This is a genomic window from Flavobacterium johnsoniae UW101 (genome assembly GCF_000016645.1).
GTDB classification, from domain to species: Bacteria; Bacteroidota; Bacteroidia; order Flavobacteriales; family Flavobacteriaceae; genus Flavobacterium; species Flavobacterium johnsoniae.
This window is the reverse complement of the sequence record NC_009441.1, coordinates 5,009,140-5,034,699: the sequence shown is the minus strand read 5'-3', so window position 1 is coordinate 5,034,699 and position 25,560 is coordinate 5,009,140. Positions and strand designations below refer to the sequence as shown.

Here is a 25,560-nt window from a genome sequence, read left to right as displayed (position 1 = left end):
GAGTAGCAAAAGTTTTCTTTTTTAATTTTCCCTTTGCGACTTAGCGGCTTTGCGAGATTAATTTTTAAACACATAGAAACATAGATTTTTCTTTTTATAAACAAGACTTTAAAAAAACTAGTTTTTCACACATAGCTTTCACGCAAAACCTATGATTTTTTATGCAAGTGAAACGCCTTTTTACGCTCTTAAAAGCTATGTTTCTATGTGTTTAAATTTATTTTTTCAAACGTTTATTTAATTGATAATCATACAGCGAAGGAATCTTCTCAATTGGCATGTTTAAAAATTCAATGTAGGGATCAATGTCGTATTTGATTTCAAATTTTGCATTTCCGTGAACACCAATAATTCTGGCTAAAGCGCCGTCTTTCATTCCGTACAATAAAACGGGTTTTGATGTATCTGGATTTTCAACCTGAACATTTAAATTCCAAAAAGTACTGAAAGGTCCGTGAGAAGGTTTCCAGTAATCAGCGCCTCCGCCGCCAAACAATGCGTAACTATTGTTTTTATTGGCTTTTACATGAACCGTAATATTATCAAATAAATTTTGATGATTGGCTCCCGAGTGCTGATCTAAAACAGGATCTGTAAATATTTCACAGTTTTGATAGACATTTTTAGTAGCAAAAGTGTTGAAACTTAATGGGTGAACGGCAGAATTGTAAATTTTCAAATTCTTAACCAAAATATTATGTACACCGCCTAATGTTACCGTGTAATGCGATAAATGCGATCCATCGGTTGTAATATCCTGAATGGTAACGTTAGAAACTTCTTCGGCAAGAATGCCGCTGTCTGCATTTGTGATTTTGACATCTTTAACCCAGCTGTTAAAAAGACGCGTCAGGAAAATACCGTTATTTCCGGGTTCAACATGATGCGCGACTCTGGGAATATCAGGAAAGGTAAAACGAAGATGTTCGATTCCAACTTCATTTAAATGTTTCCATTCGACTAATTGCGCCTGATAACTTGGTTTTATTGAAATGGTTAAAGGTGTTTTTAAAGTGATTTTAGAGCCAGAGATTTTGGTTATTTCAACCTGCTGTCTCACAATAGGAAGTTTGGGAAATTTCCAATGATGTGAACCTGGTTTTACTTTAGCTCCCTGATATAGATCGTTGATAATTTCGCCGTTTTCGCCGTCTTTATTAAACAATTGCAGTTCTACAACATCACCAACTTTCAATCCTTTTACATCCGAAACCGTAATAATATGTTCGCCCATTTTCCCTGAACTGACTTTCGCCAACGGACTGGATTCTGGTTCATATTTATCCAAATACGATTTTACACGTTCGCCTGGAACCTGCGTCCAGATAAAACCCCCTGACCATGCATATTGTGAAAAAGGAAGATCAATATTGTTTTCTGGCTCGCGTTGTCTTTTATCAAAAGTGGTTAAGTATTCGCGAAGTTCAGCCAAAACTTCAGAATCTTTAAGATACATCATGGGTCTTGGGCAGTAAATTTCGGTTCCGTTTTCGTTAGAACCAGCGCCTCGAAGCACAAAATTGCTTCGTTCGATATATAAAATATCGCTTAAAATAATTCGTCCTGCCGGCAATTGCAGAATTACATTTCCTTCAACAGCATTTGCTGCTTTAAAGGCTTTTAAAAGTGCTTTTGAATCGTCTAATTCGTCATTGGCTTTTACTCCAAAATCTGCAGCGTTAATAATTTTTCCGGCAGTTTCAGGAATTGGGCTTTCGCCGAAATGATAGCCTGCATAACTAAAATCCGGAAGATAATTAGTTTTGGGTGAAGTAATAATTTTTGGTATTTCCTGCGCCAATATGGTATTCATAAAAAAGCCACAGGAGATAATAATGGCTTGGCGAATCATGGTTTGTGGTTTTTGTGGTTAGTTAGTTTTTTGTTTGATTTTGCCGCCAACGCGCTAAGGCACGAAGTTTTTTTAGCCACAGATTAAAAGGATTAAAAAAAATAAAAAACTTTGGGTCTCAGCGCCTTGGTGTCAAAACCAATTATAAAGATCGTTTGATCCCTAATTCCAGTCCGCGCAGTTCTGCCAGTCCTCTTAAACGGCCGATAGCAGAATAACCCGGATTTGTTTTTTTCTTTAAATCATCCAGCATTTGGTGTCCGTGATCCGGACGCATTGGTAATTTGCTGTTATTTCTTTTTTCAACTTCAAGAATTGCTTTTACAACTTCGTACATATCAACGTCGCCTTCCAAGTGATTGGCTTCATAAAAACTTCCTTCTTCGTCGCGTTGTGTGCTTCTTAAATGGATGAAATTCATTTTATCGCCATGACGTCTTACAATTCCCGGTAAATCATTATCGGCACGAACACCGTAAGAACCTGTACACATTGTAAACCCGTTTGATTTAGAAGGAGCAGCGTTCATTAACTCGATCAAATCTTCTTCGGTACTTACAACTCTTGGCAGGCCTAAAATTGGGTAAGGAGGATCGTCTGGATGAATTGCCATTAAAACGCCTTTGCTTTCTGCAACCGGAACAATTTCTTTTAAAAAATGAAAAAGATTATTCTTTAAAGCCTGTCTGTCAATATGATTGTAAGCACTTAAGGTTACTAAGAAATCTTCAACCGTATACGCTTCTTCGGCACCCGGAAGTCCGGCAAGAATGTTCTGCTGCAATTTAACTTTATCTTCGGCAGTCATCGCCTCAAAATAGCTTTTTGCTTTTTGTTTTTGTTCATCAGAATATTCGTTTTCGGCACCTGGTCTTTTTAAAATGAACAATTCAAAAGCTGCAAATGCATTTATATCAAAACGAAGTGCTTTTGATCCGTCTTCAACGGTATAGGATAAATCAGTTCTTGACCAGTCTAAAACAGGCATGAAATTATAACACACACATTTGATACCGCATAAAGCCAGATTACGAATGCTTTCTTTATAATTTTCAATGTATTGAATGTAATTTCCAGTCTGTTTTTTAATGTCTTCATGAACCGGAATACTTTCTACAACTGACCACGTTAATCCCGAAGCACCTTTTTTAGGATCGCCGTCCTGATGTTCGATTTCAACTTTTCTTTTGATAATTTCATCAATACTCCAAACTTCTCCGTTTGGAATATGGTGTAAAGCTGTTACAATTCCGGTTGCTCCGGTTTGTGCAATATCTTGTAAAGAAACAGGATCATTTGGTCCGAACCATCTTAATGTTTGTTCCATTTTGTATTATGTTGTTTTGTGAGTTAGTTTTTAGATACTTGTTGCAGCAAAACCGCCGTCAACTTTTAAGATAGTTCCTGTTACGAATTTTGACATATCGCTGCATAAAAACAAAAGTGCACCATCAATATCTTCTGGAGTTCCAAATCTTCCCATTGGCGTGTGATCGATGATTTTTTCACCTCTTGGAGTTAATTTTCCTTCCGGAGTTAATAATAAAGCACGATTTTGTTCTCCAATGAAAAAACCTGGTGAAATAGCGTTTACACGAATTCCTTCACCATATTTTTGGGCTAATTCAACTGCCATCCATTGCGTGAAATTATCAATCGCCGCTTTTGAAGCCGAATAACCTACAACTCTCGTTAAAGGTCTTTGTGCCGAAGCAGATGAAATATTAATGATATTTCCTTGTTTTTGTTTAGCAAATAACTCTGCAAAAACCTGAGTAGGAAGCATGGTTCCAATGATATTCAAATCGATTACTTTTTGTAAATCATCGCTTTTCATATCATAAACTGCCTGATCTGGCTGGATAGTCGCTCCGGGCATATTTCCGCCGGCTGCGTTAATCAAAATATCAAGACGTCCGTATTTTTCAACAATAAAATCTCTTACTTTTTCTACTTCTTCTTTATTTAAAACATTGGCCTGAACCGCAAAACCTTGTCCGCCGTTTGCTTCAAGAGTTTTTACAGTGCTTTCGGCTTTTTCAAGTGACTGCGAAACGATTCCCACAATAACACCTTGTTTTGCTAATACATTTGCAAAATTGCTTCCTAAAACTCCGGCACCTCCCGTAATCAGAGCAATTTTTCCTTTTAAATTGAATATTGAATCCATTTTTTAGTTTAAATTTTCAATACTTTAAAATCCCAAATTCCAATTTGGAAAATAAAGTATGGTTATGGTTTAGTTTACTATTTAAATTTTTACTTTAAAAACAAGTTTTTTCAGAAAACCTTCGCCAATCATGGCTGCGTGAACATCTTCTGGATATAAAATCGCAAATTGTTTTTCCTGAAGTTCAAAAAACATATCTGGTTTATCATGAAAAAAACGAACGTCTTTTTCATCGCTGTAATCTCCATTTGGGCTTATGCATTTTTCTCTTGGTTTCCATGCAAAAGTTTCCGGACCTTGTATCGAAATCTGAATGTCAATGTTTTTGTCATGGCATTCAAATCCTTTTATACTTTCTTCTCTCGAACTTCCGTCGCCGTGTATTACGATTAATTTTAAACCTTCGCTTATTTCAATAACGCCGGCTTCAAGACTGGCAATATCGGTTTGGTTTACATATTCAAAAGCTTTTTGAAAATTAGGATGCAGTCTGTAGTATTTTGCTGCATTATGTACTGAATCTATTATCATTTGGTTTAAGTTTATCTTGATTATTAAGGCGTATTTTGAATAAAGAATACAAAAAAATAAAATTATTTTTACAATTTGTGTAATTTTACGTGTACGCACACGGTATTTTACAAATGTATGTAAATTGTGATGTAAAACAACTTATTTTTGCTAAAAAAATATAATTTTACAAAGGAGCTTTTATTATTTTAACTTAAAAAGAATCAATATCATAACAATTAAAAAAATAGCCGAATTGGCAAATGTTTCTCCCGGAACTATTGACAGGATTATTCATAAACGCGGACAGGTGGCTCAGGAAACTGTAGACAAGGTTAATGCGATTATTGAAGAGTTTGGTTATAAGCGAAATATCCTGGCTAGTAATCTGGCTTTAAACAAAAAATTTCATTTTGCGGTTTTTCTTCCTAAGTCCGAAACTTTGGAATATTGGCAGAGCCAGACGGACGGAATCGAAAAAGCGGCTTTGGAATTTGGTAAATTCGGGATTGTATTGGATTATTTCTTTTACGATTATAATCTGGCTTCTTTTAAGGAATCTGTCAAAAAAGTAATGGAATTTGACTGCGATGGTTTGTTGTTTGCGCCTATTTTTTATGAAGATTCGGTTCGGTTTTTAAAAGATTACGAAAGCAAAAACATTCCGATTGTAATGATCGATTCGAATATTTCTGAAGAAAATGAACACGCTTATGTGGGTCAAAATGCTTTTCAGAGTGGTTATTTAGCCGGAAGGCTCATCAGCTTTGCCGTTAAAAATGAAAGGCATGTTTTGATTTTTAAAATTACCCGCGAAATCGAAAGTACATCAGTTTATCAGCAGAGAATTAAAGGATTTTATTCGTATTTTAAAGATCACGATGAATTGACGAATTTTAATTTTTCAGAATTCACCTTAAAAGATTCCGGAATCGACCAGCTGAATCTTGAAATGTTTTCTGGGGTAAACAGCATTTTTGTACCCAATTCGCGAGCGTATATTGTGGCCGAATTTTTAGAAAAGAACAATATAAAAGGTGTTCGAATTATTGGTTTTGATTTACTTAAGGAAAATATAGAATATCTAAATAAAGGCGTTATTGATTTTTTAATTAATCAAAGACCCGAAGATCAGGGTTATATGGGAATTAATTATTTGTATAAAAAACTGGTGCTGCAGGAAGATACAGAACGCACACATTATATTCCGCTTGAGATTATTTTAAAAGAAAATTATTTTCCTGCTAAGAAGTGATTTAATCTAAACCACAGATTTTACGGATTAGGCAGGTTTATTTTAAAATAAGCTGCATCAATCCGTTTCATCCGTAAAATCTGCGGGTAATGATTATTATTTCTTAATCTTCACAATCAATGGATTATTGATTTTTTCTGCAAAAGAACTTAGATATTTTTCCCATTCTTGTTTGGTTTGAAACGGACTTCCTTTTTTCCATCCAAAACCAACATAATAGACGGCTTTATTGTTTTTTACAGCAATGTTTCCATAAAGATTGCTTAAATCTTTTTCATCTGTTACATGATGGTCAAAACTCAGCAAAGTGTTTTTTGGAGCCACTAAACCAGTTCCTATTTCAGAATCATCAATAGGTTCCCAATAGCTTAACCAGCCTTCTTTTAAATTAGTTCCAATTGTTCCTTTTTTATCATGAAGTGTTAATCCGGCAGCAATTTCCTTAGTTCCTGTAATATTGATTTCAAAGCGCGAAAGCTGGCTTCCGTAATCTAAACTGATTAATTTTGATTCGGTTATTTTATTTCCTTTGGCGTCCCAGTCAGCATAAGTTAAAATAAAACTCGTTCTGATTGGACCGGTCGTAATCGTTTTCCAGCTGATGAAATTTTTCGAGAAATAATACTTTCCGTCGACTTTTACTGCAATTCCGCCCACACCGCGGCTGTCTCCAACATGAAAATTATCCAGACCTTCACCAGTATCTTTATGATACGTTCCTGTTCCGTTAGTGGCTTTTTCATACCATTTGTTGATAATTGGATAATCGACTCTTTTCAGCCACGCATCAATGCCGCTTGTTAAAGTACCTCCGGGAATTTTATCCTCGACCATTTTTTGAGCCACAGGACCATAAGTTCTAAAAGCGACTTTGTTGTTTTCCCAGGCATAATCGTCTGTACGTTCCGGAACAAAGCGTGAATAGCAGCTAATTTCTTTTGAAGCTGAAGGATTCGTACCAGCTAAAACTTCAAAATCTTGTTTAGAAGATGCTTTGATCTTTGGCTGAAACAACAAAACATCTGCCGTTCCGTCTCCGTCATTGTCTACAGTCTGGGTTTCTAAAAATGAATTACTGCCAAGATCTTTAACGGCATAATTTTCAAGTTTTGAATTGGCTGTTAATCCAAGAATTTTTTTTGTTAGTTCTACAGTTTCAAATTCTCTGTCGGTTTTTAAATTATTGCTGATCGTAATAATTTTATTTTGAGACTGAACTGTAAAAGTTCCTGCCAGAATTGCGATTGATAAAAAATGTTTTTTCACAATATGAATATTTTAAATTTCTGCTTTTTTTTATTTCATAAAAATACGAATCTAAAAGATTGTTTAAATCCATAAATAGGGTAATAATGTACAAGTGTTTGATAATGAATTTCATATAAAATGTTTTTTAACAGATTATGATTCTTTTCTTTACATTTAATGAATCAATTTTAATACTCTAAAAAGATGAAAAAGAGATATTTATCAATGGTTGTTTTTCTGTTGGTTGTAATCAATTCCTGGGCACAGCTAAAAAGTTCAGATGAGTTAAAAGAAAAACTAAAAACAATAAACAGCCAGATTGCCGATTCTTTCTTGCGAAAAGATTTTAGTGTTACTACCAATTTGTACGATGATAACGAACCGGTTTGTATGCCTGAATATCATAAAGCTTTGTATACAAAAGAAGATATTAAATCCTATTATCAGCAATGGCTTTCAAAATTTACAATCAATAGTTATAAAAGAGATATTTACGAAATTCAACAAATAGGCAATTATGCCGTCGAAACAGGGACTTTTAATATTCATTCAACAAATGAAAACGGTGCTGTTTTAGCTTATGATGGAAAATATCTGAATGTATGGAAGGTTGAGAAAAATGGAAAACTCATTCTGGAGTCAGAAATCTGGGGAGCCAATAAAGCGATTGACGGTTCTAATTTTGCCTCTATAAAAACGAAAGAAAGTGAAATACCAAAACCTAAAATAAATAAAACTCTAGAAACTGAAGTTGGTAAACGAAATGAACGCATTGCCGAATTAGTCTCGAAAAGGGAAGGTGAAAAACACGCTGTAGAATTTTTTACAAAAGATGCCATATATCTTACTTATGATGCACCAATGTTTGTTGGAATGGAAAACATTAAACCTTATTTTGAAGAACATGAAAAGCCAAATGGAGTTTCGATTGATTCAATATCTATTAAGGCAGGCAAAATGATTCCTATTAAGAATTTTGTTATTGAATACGGTTATTATTATGTAGATGTTTCCTGGGACAATAAAAAGGGAAGGGCCATTGTAACGGGAAAAAGCACCAACGTTTGGAAAAGCGATGAAAATGGCATTTTAATGTTGTTCCGCCAAATGGTAAATCATAACTAAATAGTTAAGATTGAAAAAGAATGACGATATTTATACAGTAAGATTAAAAAACAAACAGTAATTGTATGAAACAGAGCGCCGGAATATTAGCATATAAATTTGTAGATAAAACCATTTTTTTCTTTTTGGTTCATCCAGGCGGTCCGTTTTGGAAAAATAAAGATTTAGAAAGCTGGTCAATTCCAAAAGGAGAATTTACTATTGAAGAAGATCCGTTAGAAGCTGCTAAACGAGAATTTGAGGAAGAAACGGGTTTTAAAGTCGATGGAGATTTTATTAAACTTGAATATGTAAAATTGAAATCGGGTAAAATGGTTCATGCATGGGCTGTTGAATTTGAGCTCGATGAATCTTTGATTAAAAGCAATGACTTTGAAATGGAATGGCCTCCAAAATCCGGTAAACTTCAAAGTTTTCCTGAAGTAGACAAAGGCGAATGGTTTCAAACTGCCGAAGCCATAAAGAAAATAAATCCAGCACAGGCTGATTTTATTGTTCAGATGGTTTCTAAAATTTCATCTTCACTTTAAAGCACAATAACGGCTTTGCAAAATAATTTTTGTACTTTCCATTTTGGTTTACCGCTAATAGTATAAAGCGGTTCTAAAAAGTAAATTAAAAATTATGAATGTAAAATGTATTATTTTCGATTGTGACGGAGTTTTGGTTGATACTGAGAAAATTGGCAACGGAATACTGCTGGCAATGGCTCAGGAACACGGATTCGAAATGGAACTCGAAGATGCATACCGATATTTTAACGGTCGAAATTTAAAAGATTGTTTTCGTCATATTGAAGAAGCAATTGACCAGAAACTGCCTGAAAATTTTGAAACAGAATATCGCGAGAAAAGTTTTGAAGCTTTTAAAACACAGGTAAAACCTATGAAAGGCATTGAAGATTTTATTGCAAAATTAAAAATTCCGTATTGTGTGGCATCAAGCGGACCTGTCGAAAAAATCCGTTTGAATCTTGAAGTGTCGGGGTTGATCGACAAATTCGAAAATAAAATATTCAGTTCGTATCAAATTGGCAGCTGGAAACCAGAACCGGGAATTTTTCTGCAGGCCGCTCAGCAAATGGGTTTTGAAGTAAAAGACTGTATTGTGATAGAAGACAGTAAAGCAGGAGTAAAGGCAGGTGTAAGCGGAGGTTTTAAAGTATACGGTTTTGTTAATGGTTTTAATAACGAAGATTTAGAAGAAGAAGGAGCCATTTTATTTGACAGCTACGAAGAATTGAGTAAAATGCTGTCAATTTAATTTTAGAAAATAATCTATAAAAAAAGCTGTCCTTTTTGAGGACAGCTTTACATTAGTTGTGTTGTAGTTTAATAATTAATTTATTTTAACCAAATGAGCTTCAATTGCTGCTCTTTGTGGTTCGTATTGTGCCGGAAGTTTTAAGTTTTGGCCTAATTCTTCTAAGCTTTCGTCTACTGTAAATCCAGGATTATCGGTAGCGATTTCAAATAAAACACCTCCCGGTTCTCTAAAATATAAAGAGTGGAAATACTGTCTGTCAATTTGTGGTGTAATAGACAATCCGTATGCTTCGACTTTTTCACGGAAGTGCATTAATATTTCATCGTTTTTTACACGAAATGCTACGTGGTGAACCGTTCCGTTGGCATTTAAACCGCGTTTTTCATCCGCTAATTCAACCAAGTCAACAATAGCAGCATTTTCTACAGCATCTGTTGCATAACGGTAACGGTTTACGTCCTGATCGATCAGTTTGTAACCAAATATTTCAGTTAAAACTGCTGCTGTTGGTTTAATATGGTTTAAAGTCAAAGTAATGTTATGAAAACCTTTTGTTGCCACATCAGCTTTTACTTCGTCAGTTTCCCAGGCTTTTCTGTTATCGTCTGTTTTAGATTCGATTAACTCCAATTTCAATCCGTCCGGATCTAAGAAAGTCAGGTATTTTTCTCCAAATTTTTCAGCAGGTTTATTGTAAATTACATTATACTGCTCAAAACGTTTCTGCCAGAAATCAAGACTTCCTTTTGGAACAGAATAACCAATTTCTGTAGCCATTCCAGAACCTTTTCTGCCTTGCTGAATTCCTTCTCCCCAAGGGAAAAAAGTTAAGATGGTTCCTGCGCTTCCCACTTCGTCGCCAAAGTAAAAATGGTACGTTCCCGGATCGTCAAAATTCACTGTTTTTTTGATGAATCTTAATCCTAATATTTTTGAATAAAAGTTAAAGTTGCGTTTAGCGTCACCTGCAATTGCAGTAATATGGTGTAAGCCTAAAATTTTATTTTCCATGGTATTTTTTATATTAAATTGTTGTTTGATTTTTCTTTTACAAATTTACGTCTACTCTGTCTGTTAATCGATTAACCTAGATTAAGAAAGAACTGAGAACCATATTTTGCCGCTGTTTTTTAGTTTTTTTCTGCAGCGGCAATAGTTTTAAAACAGGGAATAGAAATGTATTCTGAAAACAGCAAATCTGCTATCAGTGTTTTTTTGCTGTGACTAAAAACTAATCACAGCAGATTATAAGATGTTGATGAATTTATAATTTGATAAATATTGACTTCCTTAGTTTAGGCTCAATATTTTTTGTTTTGTGTCCTTTTCCTGTAGTGTCTTCTACTAATAGAATTGAACCGGTATTGAATGTTCTTTTTTCTCCTAATGAAGTTTCAATTTCTACACCGCCTTCCAGTAAAACAATATACTGACGGTTTGGTGCATTATGAAAATCGTAATCATAAGAAGGACTGACTTCTCTAAAAACGATAGATTTTACGGGTTCGTCATCAGATAAAAATCCGATATCGCCGTTGTTTTTTAACGGAACTTCAAAGTCTTCAAAATGACTTTCTCCATTTGCATCGCTGTAAACGCGAGTTATCGCAATCATTATTTTTTATTGAAAATTAATGCATTGGCACAATTTATTTCATCCTGACTAATGGTATGTCCCATATTTGGGTAGATTTTTTTAGTAACATCTGCGCCCAATTTTGTCATAAGCGCTTCGGTATCATTTACTCTTTCTACGGGAACATGAAAATCAGGATCACTTGTTCCTATAAAAACTGGTGTGTTTTCGAAGTTTCCTGAATAATGATTTTCATAAACCTGATCGCCAATTAATCCGCCTGTAAAAGCAACGATTCCGCCATATTTTGAGGCATTTCGTGTTGTAAATTCCAAAGCAAGACAAGCACCCTGCGAAAACCCTAAGAAATAGATGTTTTCTTTCTCGATTCCGTTTTGCTGCACCGCTACTACAACCTGATGAATTGCTTCTAATGATTTTGAAAAAGAGGGTTCATTTTCGTTTAAAGGAGCTAAAAACGAATACGGATACCAGGTTCTGTTTTCTGCCTGAGGCGCAACCAGAGCAAAATCGTCGACCTTAAGATGTCTGGCAATCGAAAGGATATCATGAGCACCGGCACCACGGCCGTGAATCATAATTAAAGCTTTTTTAGCTTCATTTAAAGGTACACCGTCTGTTAAAATTTCTGTATTCATAACTATTCTGTTTTTAAGATTGTTTCTGCCAGATATCTTCATATTCATCCGGATGTCTTTTAAATTGAGCGTGAACGTAAGGACAAAGCGGTAAAACTTTTAAATTATTGGCACGAACATAAGAAACCATTTCTTCTAAAAGTTTCTTAGCATAACCTTTTCCTTCACCTTCGGGTTCAACTCCTGTATGGTAAACTGTCAGCAGGCCGGGTTTAATGCTTACTGTCATTTCGCCTAATTTTTTATCATCAACATACAAATTAAAACTGCCGTGGTTTTTTTCGTTTAATTCTAATTTTATTATTTCCATAGTATTTTGAATGTGTGCTTGTTTGTAATTTTTAAGAGAGAAAATTAAACTGCCTGTAATTATAATTCTTTACAGGCAGTCTGTATTGATTTATTTTATAAAAGCCAGAATATCGTTGTTGATTGTTTCAGCATTTATAGTCGGCATACCGTGAGAGAATCCCGGATAAGAAATTAATTTTCCGTTTTTCAATAGTTTTGCCGCTCTTGGTGCCTGTGCATAAGGTACAATCTGATCGTCTTCTCCGTGTAATACAAGTACCGGAATGTCTAAACTTTTTAAATCTTCTGTAAAATCTGATTCAGAAAAGGCTTTAATTCCTTCATAATGTGCTAAAACAGAACCCATCATTCCCTGACGCCACCAGTTGTGTTTAATACCTTCCTGAACAGTTTGTCCTTCGCGGTTCCATCCGTAAAATGCGGTAGGGAAATCATAAAAATACTGTGCTCTGTTAAAACCTGTTCCTTGTCTGATTTCATCAAAAACTGACAATGGCACACCTTCAGGATTAGACTCGTTTTGAATCATTATTGGAGTAACTGCACTGATGATTACTGCTTTTGCAATACGTCCTTTTCCGTATTTTGCTGCGTAACGAATTACTTCACCGCCTCCAGTTGAATGACCAACGTGAATTGCATCTTTTAAATTTAAAGCTTCAGTTAATTCAGCAATGTCAGATGCATAAGTTTCCATGTTGTTTCCTTCAGAACTCTGGCCAGAACGTCCGTGTCCACGGCGATCGTGTGCAATTACTCTGTATCCTTTTTGAAGAAAAAACATCATTTGTGCATCCCAATCATCGCTTGATAAAGGCCATCCGTGATGAAAAACAATTGGCTGTCCAGTTCCCCAATCCTTGTAATAAATTTCTGTTCCGTCGTTTACTGCAAATGTGCTCATGATTTTAAGTTTTTAAGATTACTATTATTTGTTATTTTGATTTTAAATTCTAATTAAATTTTTCTTTTTAACATTTAACGTTCTCGATGTTTAATGTTGTTATGATTATGATGCAAATTTATTACAGCACTAAATGTTTATCGATTAACCTAGATTAAGAAGTAAAAAAAGCTTTAAAATTTTTGTTTTTGTAATCAGTAAGTTACTAGTTTGTTTGTTTTTAATTTGTTGATTTTAAGATTTGTATAATAAATTTAAAGCTTTTTTATTTATAAATCTTTTTTAATTGTGTTACGATTGAATTACTTTTTATCTTAATAATTGTATTTAATACGTTTTTCAGCCTTAGTTCAATCGAAAAAATTTAAAGAAGGTTTGAGGTTTTAATTTATTGGTTTTTAGTATTCTTAATAACAAATGCAATTTGTTACATTAAAATAAATTTTTATATATTTGGATTTCGACATTCATTTTTTTAATCTATTAATAATGCTGAATTGTTAATAGAGATTAAGTAAAACTGAATTTTTTGCATAGAGAATGACTTTTCCCAAAGAGGCATTTTTTGAAGCTGTGATTCCCAAAAATCACAAACTAACCTACAGACAGAAACAAAATGACGAAATTTATAATTAGATTTTTAGTTTTATTAGTATCACTTATTTCTCCGGTTGTTATTTCTCAAATTAAAAAAATCGGTGTTCCGTTTATTACCAGCTATAGTCCCAAAATGTATAAAGCGGCTTCTGAAAACTGGGATGTTATTCAGGATTCAAAAGGCATGATGTTTTTTGCCAATCATTTTGGAATTATGCAGTTTGATGGTGTTCGATGGAGTATTATTACCCAGCCGGAAAACCGCAGTATGGTTCGCTCTCTTGCTATTGATAAAGATGATAAAATGTATGCAGGCGCACAGGGCGATTTTGGTTATGTTATTCAATTATCAAACGGTCAGTACAGATATACATCTTTAGTAAAACTGCTTCCTGCTTCGGCTGGAAACTTTGGAGATGTTGTTCATACCGTTATACGAGATAATGAAGTCATTTTTTTTTCTCATGAAGCTATTTTTATCTACAAAAACAATAAAATCAAGGTTTTAAAGTCAAAATATAATTTTGATGATTTTTTTGAAACAGGTAATGAAATCTATGTTTCTGATAATGGCAAAGGATTATTGCAGCTAAAAAACGATGCTTTGGTTCCGTTTCCAGACGGACAGAAGTTTGCCGGAATGAAGATTAGAAAGATTTTTAAAACTCCAAAAGGTCTTTTATTGTTTACCCAAAAAGAAGGACTTTTTTTATATGCCGATAAACAGATAAAACCTTTTATAACGGAAGCAGATTATTTGCTGAAGCAGAATCAGATTTCAACCGGAATTCAATTTTCAGATGGTTATTTCGGAATTGGTACACGTCAGTCCGGTTTGATAGTTGTAGATAGTGAAGGACATTTAATTCAGCATATCAATAAACAAATTGGACTTCAAAATGATTATGTAACTAGTTTTAAAGTTGATAGAGAAGGAAACTTATGGGTCATGCTCAAAGAAGGAATTTCACTCATTCAGATTTCTTCGCCGTTGTCGAGAGTTTTAGATTCTTCAAATTCTGAAACCAAAATATACTGCAGCCAGATTTATCAAAATAAATTGTATATCGCTACAGATAATGGTTTGTTCTGGCTTGACTGGCAGGCGTATAAAAACGGTAAACGAGATAATATTCATTTTCAGCATATTCAAGGAATGTCTGAAAATGTTTGGAATATCGGCGTTTTTGGAAATTCGCTTTTGGCTTTTGAAAAAAACGGAATATTTGAAGTTTCAGGAAATTCAGCCAGAATCCTGGCAAAAATAGACGGCGTATGGCAGGGAATTCTTGTTCCCAATCATCCAGACTTACTGCTTGCGGGCGGTTATACCGGATTGTATCTTTTAAAAAATATAAACGGCAGCTGGGTGTATCAGCATAAATTAAAAGGATTTGAAGAAAGCAGCCGTGTAATAGAAACCGATGCAAATAATGCTATATGGATTGCTCACGGTTACAAAGGCATTTTTAAAATTAAACTTAATGAGGCATTTGATGCAGTTTCTGATGTTCAGTTTTATAATCAAAAAAATGGTTTTCCTTCAAGCTTGTTTCTTAATACTTTTAAAATCGATAATCAAATTCTTTTTGGAACAACTAAAGGTGTTTACAAACAAAATCCTGTTTCAAAGAAAATGTTACCGGATCCGGTTTTCAAAAAATATCTTGGACTTGAGAATCATATCCGCCTTTTGAAACAAGACAGTCAAAAGAATATCTGGTACATTTCTGGAGAAAATACAGGAAAAATGACCAAAAAAGCGAATAATACGTTTGATGTTGAAGAACTGCCTTTTAGAAAGCTTCGTTATTTGTATGTTCCGGGTTTTGAGAATATTCAGACTACTGCCGGCGGAGACGTGTTTTTTGGAACACAGGATGGCTTAATTCATTACAATGCAGTTAAAAACAAAAAATATCAAACCAAATATAAGGCGGTCATTTCTGAAGTAAAATGTATTATTCCAAAAGACAGTCTGCTGTTTTCAAGCCGATACGATGTGCTTCCTAACAAAAACAAGTCTATTGATGACAAATTATCAGCCGTTTTATCTTATGAGAATAATGCTCTGCATTTTTCTTTTGCCTCACTTTTTTATGATGAAGCCGAAGCTACAAAATATGAATACTGGCTGGAAGGTTTTGAACCAAAATGGTCTGACTGCAGTCTTCAGACAGAAAAGGAATATACTAACCTTCCTGAAAATGAATATGTTTTTCATGTAAGGTCAAAAAACATTTATGATGTGGTAAGTGAAGAAGCTGTTTTTCGTTTTGAAATCTTACCGCCGTGGTACAGAACGATCTGGGCTTATATTTTGTATTTTTTGCTTTACAGTGTAGTAATTTATCTCATTATTAAATACCAAAAAACACTTGCCGGAAGACAGCGCCAGCAGTTAATTCAGGATCAGGAAAAAGAACTGCTTAGAAGCCGCGCTGAACTAAATGAACAGAAACTGACACTAGAACAGCAGAATATGAGTATTATACGCGAAAATCTCGAAGCGACGATTAATCTCAAAAACGCCAAAGTAGCTTCGAGTACTGTAAACCTTATTCATTTAAATGAAATTCTGCTTTCGATAAAAGAACTTATCAGCCAGATTGATAAGAAAAATGAACCGAATGTAAACTTTAGTCTGTTAACCAAAATAAACAAATTAATCGATCACGAGTTGCAGGGAGATAAGCAGTGGAATGAGTTTGAAGAAATCTTTAACCAGCTTCACGATAATTTTATGCAGAGGCTGAAACAAAGTTATCCGGAACTTACACCTCGTGATATGCGTTTGTGTGCTTATCTTCGAATGAACTTTAATACAAAAGAAATTGCACCGCTTTTAGGAATTTCTGTTCGAGGTGTTGAAGATACCAGATACCGTATTCGTAAAAAATTACAGCTCCCGTCTGATACCAACATAACAGAATTTATTCTAAATTTCTAGATTATTATTTAAAAACATAGAAACATAGTTTTACTTTGTCTACAGAAAAGGCGTTTCACTAGTTAAAATGCACATAGCTATGTGTGAAAGCGAGCTTTTTTATACTCTAAAATTAAGAAGCAAGAAGAAAATCTATGTTTCTATGTGTTTAGAATTTTTCAGGCCTTTAAAATCTCCTGTATCTTTTTTTGCAGCCTTTACGAATTAAGAATAACTTCTAAAAAACGGGATTACATCTCGTAAGTAATATCCTAAGTAGTTTTACGCTTTTTTTCTTCAATTTTTTTAAATCACCGTAGTCAAACCGTACTCAAAAATGTAAGTCTAGCCTGATTTATTTGTTAATATTGTCGGATTATTATTAAGATAATAACCTGTTTACTGCAAAATGGGTTTTATTACGGTAATAAACTTTACTAACAAAAAACTAAAAAAAATGAATCAAAATGACTCTTTTTTCGGCCGACCACCGAAAAACAATTTCTCTTATTTCAAATTTTTGGCTGTGGCAGTATTTGTATTGCTTCCGTTTTTAAAAGTTCAGGCACAATGTAAAACATTAGTCTGGTCTGATGAATTTAACGGTACTACAGTCGACTTAACCAAATGGCAGAGTATTTCAGGAAACGGCTGTCCTTCGCTCTGCGGATTCGGAAATGCTGAGGCTCAGCGTTACGATCCAAATCAGGCCACAATTGTAAAAGAAGGAACGAACAGTTACCTAAACATTGAGGCTAAATACCAGCCCAGCGGATCATTTCCGGATCAGCCTTATGCTTCTTCAAAATTAACTACAGAAGGAAAATATTCGCTTAAATACGGAAGGGTTGAAGCTCGTATGAAATTATCAAACGGACAAGGCGCCTGGCCGGCATTCTGGATGCTTCCTGTTAATGGAAACTGGCCGTATACGGGTGAAATTGATATCATGGAAGCCAAACACAGAAACCCGCAGTCTGTAGATGGAACTATTCATTACGACGGAAATGGTTATCATTTTACTGGCAGAAGTTACAGTTCTCCAACAGATTTATCTACGGATTTTCATGTTTATGCTGTAGAATGGGGACCAAATTTTATTAAATGGTTTGTAGATGATGTTTTGTTTCATACCGCTACTCCAAATACGACAGTAAATGGCGGATGGCCTTTTAACGATAGTCAGTTTTATATTATTTTGAATTTGGCTGTAGGAAGTGCAGGTACGCCTTACACAAGCGTTAATGGAGCAGGAGTTCCTCCAGTTCCAGGCGATTTCCCTGCAAAACTTCAGGTAGATTACGTTCGTGTTTATGACGGAAGTTACAAATACGGCGTTGCCGGAGATGCAAAAGTATATCAAAACGAAACAAGTAAAACCTATTCAATAAGCGCTATTGCAGGAGCGGCATATAATTGGACAGTTCCTGCGGGAGCATCCATAACTTCTGGACAGGGAACTAATTCTATAACGGTAAATTGGGGAACAGCAGGCGGCGATGTTTCGGTAACTGCTACAACTTCAGGCTGTACAGCTAATACGTATAAACTGGCTGTAACAACAGAACCTGCCATTCCTGTAGAAAAAATACATGAAGATTTTCAAAGCAATAGAAATGTATTGTATCCTGTAAAAACCGGAGTTTTGACAGAAGCTGTTGCGAATCCTTCTGCAACAGGAATTAATACATCGGCTTTGGTAGGAAGATATGTTCGTAATTCTAGCGAATTGTATGATGTTTTGAATATTAGAAACGTAACGATCACAAACGCGAACGATTATGTTTACGGAAGAAAAAGACTTTCTTTTGATATCTATACTTCGGCGCCTGTTGGAACTAAAATTTCGATGCAGTTAGAAAACAGCAATGTAACAACAGCAACGAACTATCCATCAGGTAGACATAGTGGTTTTAAAGCGACAACAACGGTTCAGAATAAATGGGAAACCATAGAATTTGAATTCGAAAAAATCATTGATCCAAATACAAGTGCTTTGACAATCAATAATGTTGTACTGCTTTTTGAATCCAATTCAAACTCAGGAGCAACCTATTATTTCGATAATTTATTGACAAAAGCGGCACCAGAAAAACCAATTGTTGCCACAGATGTTTTGCAGAACTATGACGGGATCAATAAAATTATAAAAGGAACTACAACGGGAACTTATTCTGTTGTAGCAAATCCGGGTTCAAATTCAGTTAACTCGTCGGCAAACGTGGCGAAATACGTTCGAAATGTAACAGAGCAGTACGATGTACTTTTCTTTAATACACAAACTTCTATTGAAGATGCCGGTTTATTCAAAAACCAAACCAATAAAATCCTGATTGATGTTTATACAACAGCTCCGGTTGGAACGGTTGTAAGCATGAATTTTGAAAACAGCGCAGCTTCGCTTCCTGCAAATTATCCAACAGGAAGAAATAGTAATTATGTAGCTATTACAACGAAACAGAATCAATGGGAAACCTTGACTTTTTATTACAATTCTAGTCCGGATGCAGGAACTTCAAATTTAGCAGTTAACCAAATGGTTTTATTGTTTAATTCAGGTTCTTATACAAACGATACATATTATTTTGATAATATCAGAATTGCATCAACAAAACTGCCGGATACTTTTACGCCGGGCGTTGTTTACGAAGATTACCAAAACACACACAACATTACTTTTAGAGATGCTATTGGAACATACACTGCAAATGTGGCTAATCCAAGTGCAGGCGGTATTAACACGTCATCAAACGTTGGAAGATATGTTCGTAAGTCAACAGAATTGTATGATAATTTCTCATTCAATACGACTTTAAACAACATTGGTGATTTCAAAGCCGGAACTAAAAAGTTTGCTATGGATGTCTATACATCAGCTCCGGTTGGATCAATTATTTCATGGCAGGCAGAAAGCAGTGCTTCAATCCCGTCTAATTATCCAGTAGGGAGACATAGTATTTATCAGGGAGTTGTAAAACAAACTAATACTTGGCACACGATTACGTTTACGTATGTAAGCACGCCGGATGCTTCGACAGCAGATAATGATGTAAACCGTTTTGTTTTCTTGTTTGAGCCGGGAACCAATTCTGGAAACACTTATTATTTTGATAATTTAAGAGCTTTAAATTTAGTTTCTACAGAAACTCCGGCAGGATTGCCTTCTCCTTGGATCAGTACAGATTTAGGAGCGGTAACACCAGCCGGAGAAGCGACGCATTCTAATGGAACTTTTACAATTAAAGGTTCAGGAACAGATATTTGGGAAACCAGCGATCAGTTTCAATATGTAAATCAGCCAATTACTGGTGATGCTGAAATTATTGCCAAAGTAAATTCGCTTACCAATACAAATACGTATGCAAAAGCGGGAGTAATGTTTCGTGAAACACTTACACCAACTTCTAAGCACGTAATGACCGATGCAAGCGCAGCTGCAGGAATTGAGTTTTTATCTCGTAACACAACTTCGGGAGTAACTACAGCTGAGGTAGTAACCGGAGCAGCTCCAAAATGGGTTCGTTTGGTAAGATCTGGCAATACATTTACATCTTATTCATCTGATAACGGAACTACCTGGACACAGGTTGGCACGCCAAAAACAATTACAATGGCAAATACCATTTATGCAGGAATGGCGGTTACGTCTCATGCAAATGGAACTTTAGCAACTGGAGTTTTCAGTGATGTAATTGTTCGAAATATTACTTCAAACCCAAATGTTAATTTAGCTTTAGGAAAAACAGCAACGGCTTCTACAGAAGAAAATCCAACATTGTCTGCCGGTAAAGCTACAGACGGTGACGGAACAGTATCAAGATGGGCAAGCTCATTTGCCAATGCTACAGAATGGATTTATGTAGATTTAGGAAGTAATTACAACCTTAATCGTGTAGTATTAAAATGGGAAGCGGCTTATGCAGCGCAATATAAAGTACAGCTTTCTACAGATAATGTTTTCACAGAAAATGAAACTATAAACACGCAGACAGCCAGCGATGGAGGAACAGATGATTTAACAGTAAGCGGAACAGGAAGATACCTTCGTATTTTATGTACAACAAAAGCTCTGGCTCCTTACGGTTATTCATTATATGAAATCGAAGCATACGGATCGGCTTCAACGGCTAAAAAAGCAAATATTGTCGAAGAAACTCAGGCAGAAAATACCGCTTTTGCTGTGTATCCAAATCCTGCGGGTAATTATATTCAGGTTTCACTTCCTGAAAATTTAAACAATAAAATTATAACAATTTACGACAATTCAGGAACGCTGATGCTTCAAAATAAACCTGAAGCCAATGCCAGTGAAAGTGTAATTGATTTAAGCAGACTGACAAAAGGAATTTACATTTTGAATTTCAAATCAGATCAAAAAAGCTGGACCAAAAAACTGATCAAGCAATAATTTAAAAATCCGCTGGGTGTAATTCATTTTAAAGTAACCCCCAATTCAAAAAGCTGGAATAAAATTTAAAAGGATAGCACCACGAATTGCACCTGACGGATTGTTTAAAGTCATTTTTTAAAAGATGACTTAGGTTTAGAATCTATTTATGTAACCCCAAAATTATTTAGATATGAAGAAAAATAAACTTCAAGGATTATCCATTTTGACAGCACTGTTTCTGGTGTTTTCAAGTTTAATGTATGGTCAGGGACCAGTTCCCTTTACTATTGCCAATAATTCAACTTTTGCCGACAGCGATTTATATGTAGCCATTGTCGGGATCGATTATACAACCGGAAATCATGTTTGGGTAAATGCCAAAACAAGTCAGGTTTTGCCAATGAATGCTTCTTATAATACGGTAACCGGACCAACTTACGGCGGTAATACAGGACCGGGACAAAATTCAAAATACGCAGCTTGTTTTACCAAGTTGAGTGAAATTCCAAATAAAACCTTCACTTTACCTTTAATCGCAGGATGCCGTGTTTTTATTTCTAAAGGTTCACAATTGTATTTCTACTTTTTTGGCGCAAGCGGAGCACCTTCCGGCTATGCATCGCCAAATCCACAGAATGCTACAGATCCAAATCAGGGAATTTTATATGAAATGATTGAATTAACAAACAATCAGCATGGATTCTTCGGAAACCCAACACGAGTTGATTCGTATAAATATCCAATGGGATTGGAATTATTTGGAGCAAATGGTTACCAAAAGAAAGTGGGAGATTTAAAAAAGCATGCTGAAATTGTTGCGGCTTTTAAAGCTAATGTTTCTGCAGAATTTCAAGGCTGCGTTAACGATGCAACAGGAGAAATTACAGCACCGTCTAAAACTCCTGCTTATGCTGAAGGATCAGGACAATATGCAAATTATTTAAAATCGTATATCGACGCAATCTGGAATAAATACAAAAATGAAGATTTAATTTTTTATGCCGGAGATGCCGGAGTTTTTAAAGGAAGAGTTATTGGCGAACAGCTGGAAATGGTTGGGCAGTCAGGTGCTTTTGTTGGAAGAACCGGACGTGTGCAAAACAGGCCGACTACTCAGGAAGCTCTTGAAGGAAAAGGTGTTCTGGACAGAAGACTGGTTGACGGAGATTTAGATCTTGTAATTCAATCACAGTTAACAGCTGCAATTAACCGTCACGTTGTAAACACTACAACAGCAAATCCGGGACAGCAAAACTGGTACGATGCATCGAAATATTATCAGGTAAACCCAACAAACCATTATTCTAAATTCTGGCATTTACCGGGAATCAATATTGACAATCTTGCTTATGGATTTGCTTATGATGATGTTGCAGATCAGTCACCATCGCTTCATTCGCCACAGCCAACAAAGGTTATTGCTACTTTTGGAGGTTATGCAGGATTAACACCTTCAGTTCCGGCTTCTACAGACGTTATTACGGTTTATAAAGACTGTAACTACACTGGATTCTCAGGCGGATTAACAATAGGAGATTACAATCTGGCTCGTTTAAATTCTTTAGGAGTTTTAAACGATGATATTTCTTCGCTTAAAATCACTCAGGGTTATCAGGCGATTTTGTATATGGATGATAATTTTACAGGAACTTCAACTGTAATCAATTCTGATAATTCTTGTTTAAACACAACGTGGAATGATAAAGTAAGTTCGATAAGAGTTATTGCAAACGGAACTACAACTTTAGGAAACCAGACTTTCTTCCTTCAAAACAGAAACAGCGGTTTATACATGGACGTTTGGAATTCAAGCATGTCAAACGGTGCAGGAATCAACCAGGGCGCTTTGAATTCAGGAAACAATCAGAAATTTACTTTCACGCATTTAGGCGACGGAATGTATAAAATCATTGCCAACCACAGCGGTATGTCAATGGATATTAACAATTTCAACAAAGCCAATGGTGCAAGAGTAGAGCAGTATCCATACAATGCGACAACAAACCAACAGTTTATTTTGGTTTCTACAGGCGATGGGTATTACAAAATTGTAGCCCGTCATAGCGGCAGAATCGTTGAGGTAGCAGGAGCAAGCACAGCTTCTGGAGCTATTGTACAGCAATGGGATAACAATAATCAAACTTGCGGACAATGGAAATTAGTTCCGGCAGCAAGTTCACAGACATCGGTTTTAATTCAGGCAGAAGACTATTCAGCGATGAGTGGTATTCAGGTTGAACCAACTACAGATACTGGCGGAGGATCAAATGTAGGTTACACAGAAACAGGCGACTGGTTAGCGTATAACAACATCAATTTCCCAACAACAGGATCCTATTTAATAGAATACCGAGTGGCAAGTGCTGTTACAGGCGGCAGATTATCATCTGATTTAAACGGAGGAACAATTGTTTTAGGAAATGTTGATATCCCTAATACTGGAGGATGGCAAAACTGGCAGACTGTTTCACAAACCGTGAACGTTAATGCAGGAACGTACAATTTCGGAATTTATATTCAAAATACCGGAATGAACATCAACTGGATTAAAATTACAAAAGTAGGTGCAGGATTGGCTGCTAAAACGGCTTCGGTTCAAACAGAAGAAGCGCCGGAAGAAACCGTTTTAAATGTTTATCCAAGTCCGGTTGAAAACACATTGTTTACCACAACAGACCTTTCAGGAGGAGATGTAAAAATCGTTAATGCACAATCAGGAAATACTGTTTTATCGAAAAAAAGCAATGGCAACAGTATCGATGTTTCGCATTTAGCAAAAGGAATCTATTTGATTGTTTTTGAGAAAGACGGCAAACAGACGATCAAACGTTTTATCAAAAAATAGTTTTAAAAAGTGATCTCAGGCTTTAGATCTTAGGTAATAATTTAGGTAGTGTTAGTTCTGCAAAATTAGACTGCACAGCAGTCAAATCTAAAATCTAAAGTCTGAAATCTTAAATAAAAATATACAACTCAATAACCGTCCCCTTATTTACGAGTTTATTAATCTATTAAAACAATTATTATGAAAAACAATTACAGAAGAATGCTGCAGAAATGCATGATTATTTTAGTGTTGGGTCTTTTTAATTTAGCGTCAGCCCAAAAAAAAGTAATAGCTTATATCCCGAACTGGATAGATTTAAATGCTTTTTCAAGTACAATTCAGTACAGTAAATTAACGCACATTAATATTGCGTTCGAAAATCCCGATGCAAATGGTTATTTGAGTTTTAATTCAGGAAGCAATGCGATTATTAATGCGGCTCATGCCCAGAATATTAAAGTTTTTGTATCGCTTGGAGGAGGTTCTGTTTCTGAAGGCGGTGCAATTCGCGACAATTATTTTAATTTGATTACGCCGGCAAACAGAACCGCTTTTATTCAAAAAATCTACGATTACGTAGTAGCGCATAATTTTGACGGTGTCGATGTAGACTTAGAAGGTCCGGCAATTAATGGCGACTACGGAGGATTTGTAATTGCACTTGCTAATAAACTGCATGCTAATGGTAAATTAATCTCAGCAGCGCTTTCAGAAGGATATGGTGGTGCAAATGTACCTTCATCTACTTTTGCAGCTTATGACTGGATCAATATCATGGCGTATGATGCAACAGGACCTTGGGCACCTGGAAATCCGGGACAGCATTCTCCATACAGCATGGCCGTAAACCAATTCAATTATTGGACTGGCAGAGGATTACCGGCAAGTAAAGCCATTATTGGACTTCCTTTTTACGGATATGGTTTTGGAGCTTCGGCCAATCAGGGAATTTCTTATGCCAATATCGTGGCGCAGTATCCGGGAGCTGAAAATCTGGATCAGGTTGGAAATACAATTTATTATAACGGAATCCCAACAATTAAACAAAAAACAACTTTTGCTGTTCAAAACGCAGGCGGTGTTATGATCTGGGAATTATCTCAGGATGCAACGGGTGCAAAATCATTACTTACAGCTGTTGATCAAGTTGTAAAAGGAAGCAACCCTCCAACAGGAACAGGAACTTTAATTCAGGCTGAAAATTACAACACCATGAGCGGTGTTCAAACAGAAGCAACAACTGATACGGGAGGCGGATTAAACGTTGGATATTGTGATACTGGCGACTGGATGGCATATTACAACATTAATTTTCCAACTTCAGGAAATTACATAATTGAATACCGAGTGGCAAGCGCCGTTACCGGCGGCAGATTATCATCTGATTTAAATGCAGGGACGATTCAGCTTGGTGCTGTAAATGTACCCAATACTGGAGGATGGCAAAACTGGCAGACGATTACTCAGACTGTAAATGTAAATGCCGGAACGTATAACTTCGGAATATATGTTCAAAATACAGGTTTTAATATCAACTGGTTTAGAATCACAAAAGCAGCTTCAGGTTTAGCGGCTAAATCGGCTTCGGCAGATAAAATTGAAAGTTTAACAGTATATCCAAATCCATCAGAAGATACACTTTTCTTCTCGGCAGAAGTTTCGGGAGCAAATGTAAGCATTATCAATTCTGAGGGCGGAGCAACAGTTTCTACACAAAAAGCAAACGACAACAGTATTAATGTTTCAGGTTTAAAAAGCGGTATCTATTTGATTTTAGTTGAAAAAGACGGAATCAAAACGGTGAGACGTTTTATTAAAAAGTAACTTTTTAACCGCAAAGTCCGCAAAGAAATAAAACGCAAGGCACGCAAAGGATTAAAAAATTTTGCTCCCGATAGCTATCGGGATTGCGTAAACTTGGCGCTCTTTGCGGTTACTAT

General features: G+C 35.6%; 18 protein-coding genes. 8 read left to right on the top strand and 10 right to left on the bottom strand.

Going from position 1 to position 25,560, the window contains the following annotated elements:
- Positions 1-217: 217 nt before the first annotated feature.
- The 4 genes from FJOH_RS21660 to FJOH_RS21645 all read right to left on the bottom strand — a co-directional run bounded on the left by FJOH_RS21660 (position 218) and on the right by FJOH_RS21645 (position 4,553).
- Entirely contained in the window at positions 218-1,852 is a 1,635-nt protein-coding gene (locus FJOH_RS21660; RefSeq protein WP_012026166.1) for a hypothetical protein, read from the bottom strand.
- Positions 1,853-1,994: 142 nt separating this feature from the next.
- Positions 1,995-3,179, bottom strand: coding sequence for a mannonate dehydratase (gene uxuA / locus FJOH_RS21655; RefSeq protein ID WP_012026165.1), 1,185 nt, complete (start codon positions 3,177-3,179; stop codon positions 1,995-1,997).
- Between the two features lie 30 nt (positions 3,180-3,209).
- On the bottom strand, positions 3,210-4,022 hold the full coding sequence (locus tag FJOH_RS21650) for an SDR family oxidoreductase (protein ID WP_012026164.1): 813 nt from the start codon (positions 4,020-4,022) through the stop codon (positions 3,210-3,212).
- Between the two features lie 81 nt (positions 4,023-4,103).
- Complete coding sequence (locus FJOH_RS21645; protein ID WP_012026163.1) at positions 4,104-4,553, bottom strand: YhcH/YjgK/YiaL family protein; 450 nt, start codon at positions 4,551-4,553, stop codon at positions 4,104-4,106.
- 235 nt (positions 4,554-4,788) lie between these two features.
- Between FJOH_RS21645 and FJOH_RS21640 the strand changes: the two genes are divergently transcribed.
- Complete coding sequence (locus FJOH_RS21640) at positions 4,789-5,787, top strand: LacI family DNA-binding transcriptional regulator (RefSeq protein ID WP_012026162.1); 999 nt, start codon at positions 4,789-4,791, stop codon at positions 5,785-5,787.
- 96 nt (positions 5,788-5,883) lie between these two features.
- Here the strand turns inward: FJOH_RS21640 and FJOH_RS21635 are convergent, their stop codons facing one another.
- Positions 5,884-7,053 (bottom strand): DUF4861 family protein, encoded by a 1,170-nt coding sequence (locus FJOH_RS21635; protein ID WP_012026161.1) that lies wholly within the window; start codon positions 7,051-7,053, stop codon positions 5,884-5,886.
- Positions 7,054-7,239: 186 nt separating this feature from the next.
- Between FJOH_RS21635 and FJOH_RS21630 the strand changes: the two genes are divergently transcribed.
- From FJOH_RS21630 to FJOH_RS21620, 3 genes are all read left to right on the top strand, one after another.
- Positions 7,240-8,160, top strand: coding sequence for a YybH family protein (locus FJOH_RS21630; protein WP_012026160.1), 921 nt, complete (start codon positions 7,240-7,242; stop codon positions 8,158-8,160).
- A 65-nt stretch (positions 8,161-8,225) separates the two neighbouring features.
- Complete coding sequence (locus FJOH_RS21625) at positions 8,226-8,690, top strand: NUDIX domain-containing protein (RefSeq protein WP_012026159.1); 465 nt, start codon at positions 8,226-8,228, stop codon at positions 8,688-8,690.
- A 94-nt stretch (positions 8,691-8,784) separates the two neighbouring features.
- Positions 8,785-9,423 (top strand): HAD family hydrolase, encoded by a 639-nt coding sequence (locus FJOH_RS21620; RefSeq protein WP_012026158.1) that lies wholly within the window; start codon positions 8,785-8,787, stop codon positions 9,421-9,423.
- Between the two features lie 75 nt (positions 9,424-9,498).
- Here FJOH_RS21620 and FJOH_RS21615 read toward each other — a convergent pair whose 3' ends face one another.
- The 5 genes from FJOH_RS21615 to FJOH_RS21595 all read right to left on the bottom strand — a co-directional run bounded on the left by FJOH_RS21615 (position 9,499) and on the right by FJOH_RS21595 (position 12,877).
- Complete coding sequence (locus FJOH_RS21615; RefSeq protein ID WP_012026157.1) at positions 9,499-10,437, bottom strand: ring-cleaving dioxygenase; 939 nt, start codon at positions 10,435-10,437, stop codon at positions 9,499-9,501.
- Between the two features lie 253 nt (positions 10,438-10,690).
- Entirely contained in the window at positions 10,691-11,041 is a 351-nt protein-coding gene (locus tag FJOH_RS21610) for a cupin domain-containing protein (protein WP_012026156.1), read from the bottom strand.
- Positions 11,041-11,661 (bottom strand): alpha/beta hydrolase, encoded by a 621-nt coding sequence (locus FJOH_RS21605; RefSeq protein ID WP_012026155.1) that lies wholly within the window; start codon positions 11,659-11,661, stop codon positions 11,041-11,043. The genes FJOH_RS21610 and FJOH_RS21605 overlap by 1 nt, the downstream gene beginning before the upstream one ends.
- Positions 11,662-11,674: 13 nt before the next feature.
- Positions 11,675-11,971 carry a GNAT family N-acetyltransferase gene (locus tag FJOH_RS21600; RefSeq protein WP_012026154.1) on the bottom strand — a complete coding sequence of 99 codons (297 nt, stop codon included), beginning with the start codon at positions 11,969-11,971 and terminating at the stop codon, positions 11,675-11,677.
- 90 nt (positions 11,972-12,061) lie between these two features.
- Positions 12,062-12,877 carry an alpha/beta fold hydrolase gene (locus tag FJOH_RS21595; protein WP_012026153.1) on the bottom strand — a complete coding sequence of 272 codons (816 nt, stop codon included), beginning with the start codon at positions 12,875-12,877 and terminating at the stop codon, positions 12,062-12,064.
- Between the two features lie 616 nt (positions 12,878-13,493).
- Here FJOH_RS21595 and FJOH_RS21590 point away from each other — a divergent pair.
- The 4 genes from FJOH_RS21590 to FJOH_RS26370 all read left to right on the top strand — a co-directional run bounded on the left by FJOH_RS21590 (position 13,494) and on the right by FJOH_RS26370 (position 25,444).
- Positions 13,494-16,424 (top strand): triple tyrosine motif-containing protein, encoded by a 2,931-nt coding sequence (locus FJOH_RS21590; RefSeq protein WP_012026152.1) that lies wholly within the window; start codon positions 13,494-13,496, stop codon positions 16,422-16,424.
- 436 nt (positions 16,425-16,860) lie between these two features.
- Positions 16,861-20,811, top strand: a complete 3,951-nt coding sequence (locus FJOH_RS21585) for a family 16 glycosylhydrolase (protein WP_012026151.1) — start codon at positions 16,861-16,863, stop codon at positions 20,809-20,811.
- 172 nt (positions 20,812-20,983) lie between these two features.
- The gene (locus FJOH_RS21580) at positions 20,984-23,638 is read left to right on the top strand and encodes a beta-1,3-glucanase family protein (protein ID WP_012026150.1); all 2,655 of its coding nucleotides are present in this window, start codon (positions 20,984-20,986) and stop codon (positions 23,636-23,638) included.
- Positions 23,639-23,818: 180 nt separating this feature from the next.
- Entirely contained in the window at positions 23,819-25,444 is a 1,626-nt protein-coding gene (locus tag FJOH_RS26370; RefSeq protein WP_012026149.1) for a glycosyl hydrolase family 18 protein, read from the top strand.
- Positions 25,445-25,560: the final 116 nt, after the last annotated feature.